Annotated in this window: 17 protein-coding genes and 1 tRNA gene; 12 read left to right on the top strand and 6 right to left on the bottom strand. The window is 31.6% G+C overall.

Annotated elements, in window-relative coordinates; all coding sequences use genetic code 11:
• The coding region (locus BM024_RS07830; protein WP_394333274.1) for a hypothetical protein at window positions 1–288 on the bottom strand (288 nt) is incomplete at its 3' end.
• An 838-nt stretch (window positions 289–1,126) separates the two neighbouring features.
• On the opposite strand from BM024_RS07830, the gene BM024_RS07825 reads away from it, so the two are divergent.
• From BM024_RS07825 to BM024_RS07815, 3 genes are read left to right on the top strand one after another with little or no spacing between them, the layout of a single operon-like run.
• Entirely contained in the window at window positions 1,127–2,239 is a 1,113-nt protein-coding gene (locus BM024_RS07825) for a DEAD/DEAH box helicase (protein ID WP_090678976.1), read from the top strand.
• Between the two features lie 30 nt (window positions 2,240–2,269).
• A complete protein-coding gene (locus BM024_RS07820; protein ID WP_090678973.1) occupies window positions 2,270–2,695 on the top strand; it encodes a cold-shock protein in 426 nt (141 codons plus the stop codon).
• 20 nt (window positions 2,696–2,715) lie between these two features.
• Window positions 2,716–2,907 (top strand): cold-shock protein, encoded by a 192-nt coding sequence (locus BM024_RS07815; protein ID WP_090678972.1) that lies wholly within the window; start codon window positions 2,716–2,718, stop codon window positions 2,905–2,907.
• Between the two features lie 129 nt (window positions 2,908–3,036).
• On the opposite strand, the gene BM024_RS13790 is transcribed toward BM024_RS07815, so the two are convergent.
• From BM024_RS13790 to BM024_RS07800, 3 genes are all read right to left on the bottom strand, one after another.
• A complete protein-coding gene (locus tag BM024_RS13790; protein WP_090678970.1) occupies window positions 3,037–3,258 on the bottom strand; it encodes a hypothetical protein in 222 nt (73 codons plus the stop codon).
• 197 nt (window positions 3,259–3,455) lie between these two features.
• Window positions 3,456–3,528: transfer RNA gene (locus BM024_RS07805), tRNA-Ala, on the bottom strand.
• Window positions 3,529–3,590: 62 nt separating this feature from the next.
• Window positions 3,591–4,130 carry an NADPH-dependent FMN reductase gene (locus BM024_RS07800; protein WP_090678969.1) on the bottom strand — a complete coding sequence of 180 codons (540 nt, stop codon included), beginning with the start codon at window positions 4,128–4,130 and terminating at the stop codon, window positions 3,591–3,593.
• Between the two features lie 286 nt (window positions 4,131–4,416).
• Here BM024_RS07800 and BM024_RS07795 point away from each other — a divergent pair, with 286 nt between their 5' ends.
• Together BM024_RS07795 and BM024_RS07790 are read left to right on the top strand one after the other, a co-directional pair.
• Window positions 4,417–5,244: a helix-turn-helix domain-containing protein gene (locus BM024_RS07795; protein ID WP_245753874.1), complete on the top strand. Its 828-nt coding sequence runs from the start codon at window positions 4,417–4,419 to the stop codon at window positions 5,242–5,244.
• A gap of 72 nt (window positions 5,245–5,316) precedes the next feature.
• On the top strand, window positions 5,317–5,931 hold the full coding sequence (locus BM024_RS07790) for a DUF417 family protein (protein ID WP_090678967.1): 615 nt from the start codon (window positions 5,317–5,319) through the stop codon (window positions 5,929–5,931).
• 85 nt (window positions 5,932–6,016) lie between these two features.
• Here BM024_RS07790 and BM024_RS13710 read toward each other — a convergent pair whose 3' ends face one another.
• Window positions 6,017–6,691: a DUF4377 domain-containing protein gene (locus BM024_RS13710; RefSeq protein ID WP_177190183.1), complete on the bottom strand. Its 675-nt coding sequence runs from the start codon at window positions 6,689–6,691 to the stop codon at window positions 6,017–6,019.
• A gap of 155 nt (window positions 6,692–6,846) precedes the next feature.
• On the opposite strand from BM024_RS13710, the gene pyrR reads away from it, so the two are divergent.
• The 7 genes from pyrR to BM024_RS07750 all read left to right on the top strand — a co-directional run bounded on the left by pyrR (window position 6,847) and on the right by BM024_RS07750 (window position 11,241).
• Window positions 6,847–7,404: a bifunctional pyr operon transcriptional regulator/uracil phosphoribosyltransferase PyrR gene (pyrR, locus tag BM024_RS07780; protein WP_090678964.1), complete on the top strand. Its 558-nt coding sequence runs from the start codon at window positions 6,847–6,849 to the stop codon at window positions 7,402–7,404.
• Between the two features lie 24 nt (window positions 7,405–7,428).
• Window positions 7,429–8,355, top strand: coding sequence for an aspartate carbamoyltransferase catalytic subunit (locus BM024_RS07775; protein WP_090678962.1), 927 nt, complete (start codon window positions 7,429–7,431; stop codon window positions 8,353–8,355).
• Window positions 8,356–8,384: 29 nt separating this feature from the next.
• Window positions 8,385–8,720, top strand: coding sequence for a ribonuclease Z (locus tag BM024_RS07770; RefSeq protein ID WP_090678960.1), 336 nt, complete (start codon window positions 8,385–8,387; stop codon window positions 8,718–8,720).
• A 109-nt stretch (window positions 8,721–8,829) separates the two neighbouring features.
• A complete protein-coding gene (locus BM024_RS07765) occupies window positions 8,830–9,735 on the top strand; it encodes a ribonuclease Z (RefSeq protein WP_090678958.1) in 906 nt (301 codons plus the stop codon).
• Between the two features lie 14 nt (window positions 9,736–9,749).
• Entirely contained in the window at window positions 9,750–10,382 is a 633-nt protein-coding gene (gene pdxH / locus BM024_RS07760; protein ID WP_090678956.1) for a pyridoxamine 5'-phosphate oxidase, read from the top strand.
• A gap of 72 nt (window positions 10,383–10,454) precedes the next feature.
• Window positions 10,455–10,691 (top strand): hypothetical protein, encoded by a 237-nt coding sequence (locus BM024_RS07755; protein ID WP_090678953.1) that lies wholly within the window; start codon window positions 10,455–10,457, stop codon window positions 10,689–10,691.
• The gene (locus BM024_RS07750; RefSeq protein WP_090678951.1) at window positions 10,675–11,241 is read left to right on the top strand and encodes a Smr/MutS family protein; all 567 of its coding nucleotides are present in this window, start codon (window positions 10,675–10,677) and stop codon (window positions 11,239–11,241) included. Before BM024_RS07755 ends, BM024_RS07750 begins: the two co-directional genes overlap by 17 nt.
• Window positions 11,242–11,273: 32 nt before the next feature.
• Here the strand turns inward: BM024_RS07750 and BM024_RS07745 are convergent, their stop codons facing one another.
• A complete protein-coding gene (locus BM024_RS07745) occupies window positions 11,274–12,296 on the bottom strand; it encodes a hypothetical protein (RefSeq protein ID WP_090678948.1) in 1,023 nt (340 codons plus the stop codon).
• Between the last annotated feature and the right edge of the window lie 58 nt (window positions 12,297–12,354).

Genomic DNA, 12,354 nt, shown 5'->3' with positions numbered 1-12,354 from the left:
AACACTTGTGATTTCATAAGCCACCTTAGCTTCCTGAATACTCATCTTTCCTTCTTTAATACTCAAAAGTACTTTCCGCTTTAGATTAGTTGAATATCTACGAGCTTGTCGAGTATTAAAAAACTCTTGACTACCGTATTTTTGCATCCAACCATTGACCGTGGTTTTATTTAAATTATATTTATTTATTACTGAAATTTGTGTAGCTCCAAACTCAACTTCCTGGACCACTTTTTCTATGAATTTTAGATGGTAACGTTGACTGGTTTTTTGTCCTGATTTTTCCATTTTTTCTTGTTTTGAACTGTACAGCTATTTCAGGACGGGTCAGGTTGAGTGGACTTTAAATAGGGTTTTAAAGGAAGTTTGGCGATTTATGGCAGAGGTATTTAGGAAGTGGGGGTGGGGTGGAATTAATTTTGAGCATGAAGCTAAGTTAGCATGTCCAGTGGTCAATTTCAACCGAAATTAAATGGTCATTTTAAATTGGAGTTAAATTGGCATGAGGTGGTCAATATCACTAAAATTTGCAGAAAAATCTAAATTAATATAAATCGCTTAATTGGGCATTTGGAAAAACTATAGACCAGATACTAATTATTTAATATTTTAATAAAAAAATATTAAAATAAATAGGAAGTTTAAAAAAAACGAATATCTTTGCAAAGAATTTATTTAGGGCTTTTAGTATTCGCCTTTTCTGATAAAAGTAAATTAACAATTTTCCTCTCTCAGTCTAGACCTTCCTCACTTGCCATTTTATTTTTAAAATGAGATTTCATTGGCAAATCTATTGTGCATTAATAACCAGCACAAAGTTAGATACAACATTTCACAATAAGAAAAAATCATAATAAAATCATTACAGACCTATTTAGGTACTAATTAATGTTTCTTACATGCATTTTGAAACGTTATTTAGAATATTCATTCATAGTACAGTGCGTGCGTAATTAGGATTTGTAAAATTATAAGACATCATTACGATGGCTTATTAATTGATATGTTTTAAATTTTTATACATGTTTACAATTTAAAACTTTCTACTATACAATAACAATTACTTTACCGCTTGTATACAGGACGGAAATTGTAAATAACATCGGTTTTTCCGGTACAAATAATCATGGATTTTAAACAATTAAATATTATACCTTCTATTATGAAGGCTGTTCAAACAGCTGGATATACAAAGGCCACAGAAATACAATATCAATCGATACCACATATACTTAATGGGCACGATCTTATAGGATGTGCACAAACAGGTACAGGTAAAACAGCTTCATTTGCTATCCCAATATTACAATTACTAGATAACCAAAAGATTAAAAGCAAAGGAATTCGTTCGCTGGTATTGACACCAACTAGAGAATTAGCCGTACAGATAAGTGAAAACTTTAAAACATATGGACAACATTTAAATATCAAACACTTAGCTATTTTTGGAGGTGTTCCTCAAGGTAAACAAGTAAAGGCACTAAATGCAGGTATTGACATATTGATTGCTACACCTGGACGCTTATTGGATTTAATCTCTCAAGGTTACATTGATTTAGCACATATTGAAATACTGGTACTTGATGAGGCTGATCGTATGTTAGATATGGGATTTGTAAATGATGTAAAAAAGATACTAACAAAAGTACCCGTAAAAAAGCAAACACTTTTTTTCTCGGCAACAATGCCGCAAGAAATAAGAAAATTTTCTCAGTCAATTCTTAAAGAGCCCATAGAAATTAACGTAACGCCAGTATCCTCAACAGCAGAAACTGTAAAACAGTCCGTTTATTTTGTAGAGAAGAATGAGAAATTTAATTTGCTTGTTCAAATTCTTGATGATAAGAAGATTAATCGTTCATTAGTTTTTGCAAGAACTAAACATGGTGCCGACAAATTAGTTAAAAGCTTATTATTGTCTGGAATTCATGCAGCTGCAATACATGGTAATAAATCGCAAAATGCTAGACAACGTGCATTGGATGACTTTAAAAGTTCTAAAATACGAGTACTTATAGCTACAGATATTGCTGCTAGAGGTATTGATATTAATGAATTACCACATGTCGTTAATTATGAATTACCACATGTACCTGAAACATATGTTCACAGAATAGGTCGAACAGGACGTGCTGGATATCATGGAACAGCGATTTCATTTTGTGATCGCGAAGAAAAAAAAGAATTACAAAGTATACAAAAACTAATTGGCTTTAAAATGACTGTTGCCAGACAATAAAGTTTAATTAATAATCAAATAAGATAAAATATGGCGGAATCTTTTACTAAAAAAGAGAATACCAAGAAAAAAATACAAAAATTAAAAGATAAGCAACTTAGAAGAGAGGATCGTAAAGAGAACAACAATAAGGGCAAAAATCTTGAAGATATGATTGTTTATGTAGACGTGAATGGACATTTTACAACTGTTCCTCAACATCTTCAGAATAGAGATGCTGACTTAGCAAAAGCTAAAAAAGCACAAGAATCTGCAGCACGTCATAACGATGATTTCAGTGGAATTGTAAATTACATTAGTGATAAAGGTTTTGGTTTTATTACAGAAGATGAAACAGGTGAAAGTGTTTTTTTTCATATAGGTCAACTTACCCAAACTTTTGAAAAAAACAATAAAGTAACATATAGAAAAGAATTGGGTGCAAAGGGTTACCAAGCAGTTGATTTAAAAAAATAATAAATTAAATAATAATAAGAATGCAAGAAGGTACAGTAAAATTTTTCAATGAAACTAAAGGATTTGGTTTTATTTCTCAAACAAATGGTGATGAAGACATATTTGTTCACAATTCAGGATTATTGGAAGACATACGTGAGAACGATGACGTAACTTTCGACATTGAGCGCGGACAAAAAGGTCTTATGGCTGTTAATGTTAGAAAAAAATAACCCAAAAGGTTTATATATCAAAGGCATGTAATTTTTTTACATGCCTTTTTTTTGTTTAAATTTTATACAAGGTCGAATTTATATTCATCCCAGCTTCTGCTAATGCTAAGAGTAAAACATCACCTAGTTCTAATCTATGATTTTCCAATTCATTGTGTAAGACCATAGATAGTAAGCTACAGAACTATAACCTAATGTACTAATCACCATAGGCATAATATGATCTGGAATAGGGTGATCATAAAGTTTATAAAATCTCTTTAAAATTTCTTCATCCATCTTTTCATTATCTTGGTGAATGATTATTTTTTTTAAATCTTTGATCTCAACATCTGCTTTATCAAGACACATTTTTATAGCAGAAGGCCCATTTGCTAAAGCTAGCTTTCAAAAAGACCTAAGTATTCAGGATGTCTTGAAATAATTAGAACCAAACTTTTCTGTAGCAGTAGGGGAGTACTAAAAAAGAAAAAACCTATAATTTATTAAAAATCATAGGTTTTATGTGGTTTTGTAGCTTTTTGAAAAGCCTAATGTTTACTAAAAAGTGGAGGAGATGGGTCTCGAACCCACGACCTTTTGACTGCCAGCCAAACGCTCTACCAACTGAGCTACACCCCCATAAATGCAGTACAAATATAGCAATAATAATGATGTTTGCTATTTAATTGACTGCAACTTACTTATTTCTGACTTTCTACTAAAAGATCAACCATTAGACTGATTTTTGATTTATAGAAATTAGCTAATTCGTTGTTCTCATACATGTCCGAACTATTCATTGATATTTGATATGGTAGTGTCCAAGCTCTAAGGGCTTTTGCAACGTTATCCATCGCTTGTACTCCTTGCATGGCTTGATTTCCTCCAGACCAACATCCTAACCCAACTACTTTATTGGTTAAATACGCAGGTTTATTTGATGATGTTAGTTCTAACCAGTCTAATGCGTTCTTCATTACTCCTGCCATTCCTCCATGATATAATGGTGTTAACCAAATTTGGACATCACTTGTCACAAAGGCTTCTACAAAATCCAATACACTTTGTGGTGTTGGTTCTGTATTTCGGGGATGAAAAATAGGGATTTGATAATCGGAGAGATGTACTTGTTGTACTTCTATATTTAAAGCTGAAAACTGGTCAGCATAATATTGTGCAATTCTTCTAGATGTTCTAAACGCTTCTTCGTCTAATGAACCATTAAATATAAGTGCTTTCATTGTAGATGATTCTATTTTAAACCCGTAAAAATAATCTTTAATTAGTACTTTATCAATCTTATTTAGTATAGTTCTATAAAAATAGTATAGGATGAGCTATTAAAGACAAGAGATACAATGGCTGTTACTTTCTTTGTTAAGGGATTTATAGTAAATTTGAATTGAAAGTCAATTTATAAAGTAATTGTATTTGAAGGGTTACGTTTCTTTGACTTGCATTTGTAGTTGAGCTAAGTATTTTTACAACAGACTGTTTTGAGTTCTGAATACACTAAAAATAATTATTTTGAAAGACTTGATTAAAATTGATTTGAATAAACCTGTTTCTTCATTAAAGGAACGCAATGCTCCGTATTACTATATTTTAATAGTCGAGGGTGATGCTTCTTTTTCTATTGATTTTACTGAATATAATTGTACTGGTAAAAGTTTAATTTTTCTATCTCCTTATCAGTTATTGCAATGGCATAATTCATCTGATACTCTATGTACTCAATTGCGTTTTCACGGCGATTTTTATTGTATTGAATACCATAAAAAAGAGGTGGCTTGTAACGGTATTTTGTTTAATTCCATCTATCACAATCCCTTCATTTCAATAAGTGAGGAGGTTTTTGAAGAAATAGTTAGTACTGTCGATAAAATGAACGATTTATCACATTCTGATTTAGATATTTCAATTATTAAAACTTATTTGCAACTTATTCTTGCCTTAAGCAGTAAAGAAAAACAACTCCATCCAAGTTGGACCAAAGAAGATGTGTTAACGGATGATTCAATTAATGGTTTTCAAACTTTGTTGGAATCGTCTTTTTTAGAAAGTAGGGAAGTTGCTTTTTACGCTTCTAAGTTTGGATTGACTAATGAGACGTTTAGCAAAAAGATTAAAAAACATTTTGGTAAACCACCTACAAAGCTTATTCAAGAGCGCGTTGTATTAGAGGCGAAGAAATTATTGCATTTAACTTATAAACCAATTAAGGAAATAGCGATGGAACTTTGTTTTGAAGATGAATTCTATTTTAGTAGATATTTCAAAAAAGAAGTATGTGTTTCACCTAAAAAATTTAGAGAAGATGTAGGTATATCAATTGTAGCAAAAAAATCTAGGTAAAAGTCTTTTTTGTCCATTCTTGATAGTAGTTCAATAGGTTACATTTGAATATTAATTTAATAATAAGTTTAAATGAAAAGAGTTATTGAATGTTTAGCTTCTAGTCAAGAATATTTTATTCATTTTATGCGTATTTCTATATTTATAGTAATGGCTTGGATTGGCGGTTTAAAAGCCTATCAGTATGAGGCAGATGGCATAGTTCCATTTGTTGCTAATAGTCCTTTTATGAGCTTTTTTTATACCCATTCTGGAGAGAAGGTTAGTAATGACAATGGTGATGAAGTGGATGCTTATACGTTATACAAAAATCCTGAGGGCAAAACGGTTCAAAAGAACATTGAATGGCACGAAAGTAATGGTACATATTTGTTTTCCTACGGATTGGGAACTGTCATAGTGTTAATTGGTTTTACTGTTTTATTAGGTATATGGTACCCTAATATAGGATTATGGGGTGGGATACTCACTTTTGGCATGTCTCTAGTTACTTTGTCTTTTTTGATTACAACCCCAGAGGTTTATGTTCCTAATTTAGGAGGTGATTTTCCAACACCTCAATATGGATTCCCTTATTTATCTGGAGCTGGTAGGTTGGTTATTAAAGATATCATCATGATGGCTGGAGGTCTTATCGTTGCTTCTAATTGCGCACAAAGACTGATTAAAGAGTTTAGAAAAAAATAGTATAAAAACTTGTAAATTATACAATTAAAAAAGGCTTGGTTTCAAATTTGAAATCAAGCCTTTTAATATTATATTTAGACTATAATTAATTTGACACTCCAAACATCAACACAAGTCTATCATTTTGATAAAAGTTTAAAGTTTGGTCAGCTACGTCAAATCTAAAGACTTTATTTTGTATTGTGTTAAAAAACTCATTTTCAAGGTCTAAATTATTACAAGCCATTTCAGTATGAAAAAAGTTTGGAAATGCAATAATTTGTTCATCGGCATTGTATGCATAAGAACCTCCAAAACCGTTGCATCCAGCATTACCTGATATTTTGAAAGTATCAAAATTTAAACGGATTGATTGTTGGTAATCCCTATCGTTCTTACCGTTCATTTGTATTAGTTTCCAATTGTTCTTAGTGATATAATCTAATATGGATTGTTGAGCACTTTCAGTTTTGACTTTAGAAATCAAAGCTTCTAATTCATAGTTTATAGAAGAGGCATCTGCTGGAACTTGATTTAATGGGATTGCTGTTTCTTTTACCATTAGCTCATAACGATAACCAGGTTCATAATCAAAACCTTTTATATTGCTATAAAAATTACTCCACTGATTTTGGTCTTCATACTTAATTTGCAAACATTGCATCGGGGCTACTCCAACACAAGAGACTGTGTTCTCCTTTACAAACATTCTTTTAATTTCTTGGGCTTGTGAGCTCAAAATGGATAAGCTTGTAACAAATACTAGATATAGATTTTTCATAATAATTCTTTTTGTATCATATGTCAAATAACTTGCCAAACTAGAAAATGAATGGTATTCTTTTTCTAATAGGGTATATGGGATAAATACTGCGGTATAATTATCTAAAAACAATAATTAATTGTAATTTTACGGCCCAAACACAACTCTTTACTATGGATGCCAAAGTATTACTAACAGCGAAAGAGATTGATATCATTCTACATCGTTTAGCTTGTCAATTAATTGAAAAACATTTGGATTTTTCTAATACCCTATTAATTGGTATTCAACCACGCGGTAAGTTTCTTGCTGAACGCATACAATCTATTTTATCTAATAAATATGGTATTGCTAATGTGCCATTAGGTTTTTTAGACATTACGTTCTTTAGAGATGATTTTAGAAGAAGTGACAAGCCATTAGAAGCAAATAAAACTCAAATAGATTTTTTAGTTGAGAATAAAAAAGTCATTTTTATTGATGACGTTTTATATACAGGTAGAAGTATTCGATCTGCACTTACTGCTATTCAATCTTTTGGAAGACCTGAAGAAGTAGAATTACTTGTTTTAATTGATCGTAGGTTTAGTCGTCATTTACCTATACAACCGGATTATAGAGGACGTCAGGTTGATGCAATCAACAATGAAAGAGTACTAGTAACATGGGAGTCGGAAGGGGTAGAAGATTGTGTTTACTTAGTTAAGAATGAACTACAGGAAAGTATTTAATATCACGCGAATTAACATCATACAATGAAAGAATTAAGTGTAAATCATCTCTTGGGAATTAAATATATCACACCACAGGATATAGAGTTAATTTTTGAAACAGCGGATCACTTTAAAGAAGTTATCAATAGACCTATTAAGAAAGTACCATCTCTTCGTGATATTACCATTGCAAATATCTTTTTTGAAAATAGTACTAGAACTAAATTGTCTTTTGAATTGGCTCAGAAACGCTTATCGGCAGATGTTATAAGTTTCTCGGCAGCTCAATCTTCTGTTAAAAAGGGAGAGACTTTGATAGATACTGTAAATAACATACTCTCCATGAAAGTGGATATGGTTGTGATGCGTCATAGCAATCCTGGTGCAGCCCATTTTTTATCAAGAAATGTAAAGGCTAGTATTATTAATGCCGGTGATGGTGCTCATGAACATCCTACTCAAGCTTTGTTGGATAGTTATTCTATCCGTGAAAGACTAGGTAGTGTTGCAGGTAAAAAAGTAGTGATTGTTGGTGATATTTTGCACTCTCGTGTGGCACTTTCCAATATTTTTGCTTTACAAATGCAAGGAGCAGAAGTTCGAGTATGCGGTCCAAATACTTTAATTCCTAAATATATTGAAAGCTTAGGTGTAAAAGTAGAATCAAATTTAAGACAAGCTCTTGAATGGTGTGATGTTGCCAATATGCTTCGAGTTCAAAATGAGCGTTTGGATTTTAATTATTTTCCTTCTACTCGTGAGTATGCACAACAATACGGTTTAGATAAAGCATTGTTAGATTCTTTGGATAAGGAAATTATAGTGATGCATCCAGGACCTATCAATAGAGGGGTTGAGATCACCTCTGATGTGGCAGATTCTAATCAATCAGTAATATTAGATCAGGTTGAGAATGGAGTGGCTGTTCGTATGGCTGTTACTTATCTTTTGGCCTCTAAGATTAAATAATTATATTAGCAGACAAATTAGTATTATTTATGAAAGTTAAGGAAAAGGGACATACGCTAATTATAAAGAAAAGTGAGGGGACTCTCTTAGAATTTATAGAGAAGATTAATGCCCAATATAACAGTTATAAAAAGTTTAATATTATTGTCGATTTATCAGATGAAGATATTGACGACCAAGGTGATGATTTATTGTTGTTCGAAGAACTTGCATTGTCACAAGCTGAAGAAAACAAATCTTTTGTAATAGTTGTTGAAAACATTGATTTTAATGAATTTGATGAAGAGTTGGTTGTTGTTCCAACACTTTTAGAAGCACATGATATTATTGAGATGGACGAAATTCAACGAGATTTGGGTTTTTAAAACTTAATTACGATATAATAAAAAAGGCTTAATTTATTTTAAGCCTTTTTTATTGCTAGCAACTTCATTTTTTGTAACTTCCCATCTAGATACCCAAAAAGATATATAATTGAAACTTACTATACTGGGCTGTTATGCCGCTACACCTAGATCTATAACAAACCCTACTTCTCAGGTACTTGAAATTAACGGACATATGTTTTTAATCGATTGTGGCGAAGGTACTCAGGTCCAATTGAGAAAAAAGAAGATTAAGTTTGCTAAAATCAATCACATATTTATTTCTCATTTACATGGAGATCATTTTTACGGACTGATAGGTTTGATTTCAACTTTTATGCTTTTAAATCGTCAACATGATTTGCATGTCTACGGACCTAAAGGAATAAAAGAAGTGATTTTATTACAACTAAGGCTTTCGAAGTCTTATACTGGATATGCACTTTATTTTCATGAACTTGAAAGTACTGAAAGTGAAGTTGTTTTTGAAGATGAACGAGTAGTGGTAAGAACAATTCCTTTAGAGCATAGAGTTTATACTAACGGTTACTTGTTTAATGAAAAGCCAGGGGCTCGAAAATTGAATATTGGTTTAATAGAAGATTTAGGAATTGATCGTTGTTATTACCAAAAACTAAAAAATGGTGGCGATGTTATTTTAGATGATGGAACAGTAGTTAGAAACGAAACGGTAACATACAATCCTGAACCAATTAAGAGCTATGCCTTCTGTTCAGATACGGTTTATAATGAATCTGTAATTCCAATCATCAAAGATGTTAGTGTCCTTTATCATGAAAGTACATTTCTAGATTCAGAATCACATTTGACAGAACGTACAAAACACAGTACAGCAAAAGAAGCAGCTTTAATTGCTAGTAAAGCGAATGTAGGTAAGTTAATTCTAGGGCATTATTCAACTCGCTATGATAATATTGATAATTTTAGAAAGGAAGCTTCAACAATATTCCACACTATTGAATTAGCAGAAGATGGAAAAGAGTTTGATTTATAGTAGAATATAATAATATGACAGATTTAAATAATTATAGAAAAACCTACGAAAGAGGGGTTTTATTAGAGTCAGAAGTTGAACAAGACCCGATGATGCAGTTTAAAAAATGGTTCTATGAAGTAGAATCATTTGGAGGAGTGGAAGAAGTTAATGCAATGACAGTTTCTACTATTGGTTTAGATGGGTTTCCAAAATCTCGAGTAGTTCTTTTGAAGAGCTATGACGAATATGGTTTTGTTTTCTATACCAATTACGATTCAGAAAAAGGTAAAGCAATAGAGGCCAATCCCAATGTTTGTATCTCATTCTTCTGGCCTTCTTTAGAGCGTCAAGTAATAGTTAAGGGGCAAGCATATAAGGTTTCTGAACAACAGTCAATTAACTATTTTGATAGTCGTCCGGAAGGAAGTAGAAAAGGAGCTATTGCTTCTCCTCAAAGTCAGGTGGTTAAAAATTACGAAGAGCTAGAAAAGCGATTAAAAGACTTGGATAATATTGTGGTTGAAAAGCCAGTAAATTGGGGGGGATATTGCATAGAGCCCATTTCAATAGAGTTTTGGCAAGGTAGGCCTAATCGTTTGCATGACCGCATTCGATATAGTTTAATAGACAAGATGGATTGGAAGATTGAGCGTTTAGCTCCATAATATTTTCTTACTCTGTTGTTAAGGTGAGACATCAAGAACAAAATAAGTTTTATATTTTTACAAAAATATTTTATGAAAAAGACAATTTGGATTGTGATTACTCTAGCTTTTATAGTTTGGGCATTTATTGAGCAAACTAAAGAAACTCCCAGGATTTGGGTTCAAGTCATAGGTGTTTTATTGTTTTTCTATGCTATGATGCGTTTAAGTCAAAAAATAAATCAAAGTGAAACAAGTAATTCAGAAGTAATTGATAAAAACAATACTTTTGAAAGTAGTAATAAAGTTAAGAATGATGAGCGAATTTAAGAAGGGCGATCGAGTTCTTGTATTAGATGAAGATACAGAAGGAATAGTTTTAGAAGTAAACAAATCAGATGTGATTATTGAAACGATTGATGGTTTTGAATTGACATATAGAACAGTTGAATTATTAAAAGTTCCAAATGATTCGGTAGATTTAGGAAAAGCTACAACAAGGGGTGCTATTGATAGTGCTTTACATGATAAAAAAGAACCTGTAAAACGGTCTTTTATTAAAGAGAAGAAATCTAAAAAAGATGAATTTATACTTGAGGTAGATTTACATATTGAAAAATTAGTAAAGAGTTTTTCAAGGTTGGAAAAATATGAGATATTGAATCTTCAATTAGATACAGCTAGAGGTCAATTGGAGTTTGCAATTCAAAATAGAATCCAACGTATAGTATTTATACACGGAGTAGGAGAAGGTATATTAAAATCAGAATTAGAGTATTTATTTGGAAGATATGCAGAGGTGGTTTATGAAGATGCGAATTATCAGAAATATGGTATTGGAGCTACTCAAATATATATAAAACAAAATCCCAACCGTTAGTTGGGATTTTGTTTTATATATATAAGTTCTTTTTATTCTACTTCATCTCCAATGTAATATCCATAAATAAATTCATTAAACTGAAAAGATGCTTCTGTTGGATTATCACTATTTATGTACTTTTTAAAACTCGCATTTTTAATCGATATTGTATAATGCCATTTCGCAACTTCATTTTCATCTTTTGGTTCTGTTTTTCTAGTTGTAATTATTATACTACCAGTTTTATTTGATAACCATTGTTCTAATAGACGATTGTTGGTTGATGTAATAGTTCCATCAGTACTGCAAATATCTTCCGCATTTAAAGCACCATTATTTTTGTATTGTCTATATGTTAGAGCTATTGGACTGTTGTTTAGTGCAATTTCTTCAATTCCTTCGTTTTTAGGTAATTTATAGTCCGAAGGCATAGATAGCAATAAGGTTCCTCCATTATTTATTGCAACTAGTGTGTTTTTTTGAGTACACATAAAAGCTTCTTTCGGTTGGTCTTTAACTTCACCTACATTGGTAGTGAAATTAAAATTGAAGGTCGGAGAATTTGCACTTTTATAACTACCGAAATTCAATTTATCGAATTTAAGTTCTTCAGTTGAATCTTCATTAGTGAACTTAATATTCATGAAGTTGAAAGTGTAGCTATAGCTAACGGAAACTGATTTGTTCTCCTCATTCGGATTGGTAGTTATCAGTTTATCCATGATTATTTTTCCACCATTCTGAGCTTTTAATTCAGATACTGTATTGGGATAGGCTGGTGGTAAGACATCACATATAACTTTTCCTGTAACTTTATCACTGTATTTTCTATAAATAACATTTGAACGATCTCCAACGGCTTGTTCAACATGAAGGTCTATCTTAAGAAGACTATCGGCTTCTATATCGAGTATAATGATTTCATTATCTGATGTTTTGTAATAGAAATTTTTATCGCTACATTTTTCAACTGAACTATTGCCGAATTCAAGGTTTTCATAAACAACATCTCCATCATTGCATGATTGAAATGCTAAAAATGAAAGGAGTGCGATAGTATAAAGCTTTTTCATAGAATTGAAATCGTTTGATTTGCTACAAAAATAGCTTTTTATCATTAGATATTGCTAT

This window comes from Myroides guanonis (assembly GCF_900114085.1).
In the GTDB taxonomy this organism is placed as follows: domain Bacteria; phylum Bacteroidota; class Bacteroidia; order Flavobacteriales; family Flavobacteriaceae; genus Flavobacterium; species Flavobacterium guanonis.
Note: the sequence above shows the minus strand (reverse complement) of the source record. Positions and strands in the feature narration are given on the sequence as shown.

Bases quoted from the DNA above. Each gene is read 5' to 3' on its own strand.
- BM024_RS07825 (WP_090678976.1), top strand. From the start codon at position 1,127: ATGGATTTTAAACAATTAAATATTATACCTTCTATTATGAAGGCTGTT.
- BM024_RS07820 (WP_090678973.1), top strand. From the start codon at position 2,270: ATGGCGGAATCTTTTACTAAAAAAGAGAATACCAAGAAAAAAATACAA.
- BM024_RS07815 (WP_090678972.1), top strand. From the start codon at position 2,716: ATGCAAGAAGGTACAGTAAAATTTTTCAATGAAACTAAAGGATTTGGT.
- BM024_RS13790 (WP_090678970.1), bottom strand. From the start codon at position 3,258: ATGTGTCTTGATAAAGCAGATGTTGAGATCAAAGATTTAAAAAAAATA.
- BM024_RS07800 (WP_090678969.1), bottom strand. From the start codon at position 4,130: ATGAAAGCACTTATATTTAATGGTTCATTAGACGAAGAAGCGTTTAGA.
- BM024_RS07790 (WP_090678967.1), top strand. From the start codon at position 5,317: ATGAAAAGAGTTATTGAATGTTTAGCTTCTAGTCAAGAATATTTTATT.
- BM024_RS13710 (WP_177190183.1), bottom strand. From the start codon at position 6,691: ATGAAAAATCTATATCTAGTATTTGTTACAAGCTTATCCATTTTGAGC.
- pyrR (WP_090678964.1), top strand. From the start codon at position 6,847: ATGGATGCCAAAGTATTACTAACAGCGAAAGAGATTGATATCATTCTA.
- BM024_RS07775 (WP_090678962.1), top strand. From the start codon at position 7,429: ATGAAAGAATTAAGTGTAAATCATCTCTTGGGAATTAAATATATCACA.
- BM024_RS07770 (WP_090678960.1), top strand. From the start codon at position 8,385: ATGAAAGTTAAGGAAAAGGGACATACGCTAATTATAAAGAAAAGTGAG.
- pdxH (WP_090678956.1), top strand. From the start codon at position 9,750: ATGACAGATTTAAATAATTATAGAAAAACCTACGAAAGAGGGGTTTTA.
- BM024_RS07755 (WP_090678953.1), top strand. From the start codon at position 10,455: ATGAAAAAGACAATTTGGATTGTGATTACTCTAGCTTTTATAGTTTGG.
- BM024_RS07750 (WP_090678951.1), top strand. From the start codon at position 10,675: ATGATGAGCGAATTTAAGAAGGGCGATCGAGTTCTTGTATTAGATGAA.
- BM024_RS07745 (WP_090678948.1), bottom strand. From the start codon at position 12,296: ATGAAAAAGCTTTATACTATCGCACTCCTTTCATTTTTAGCATTTCAA.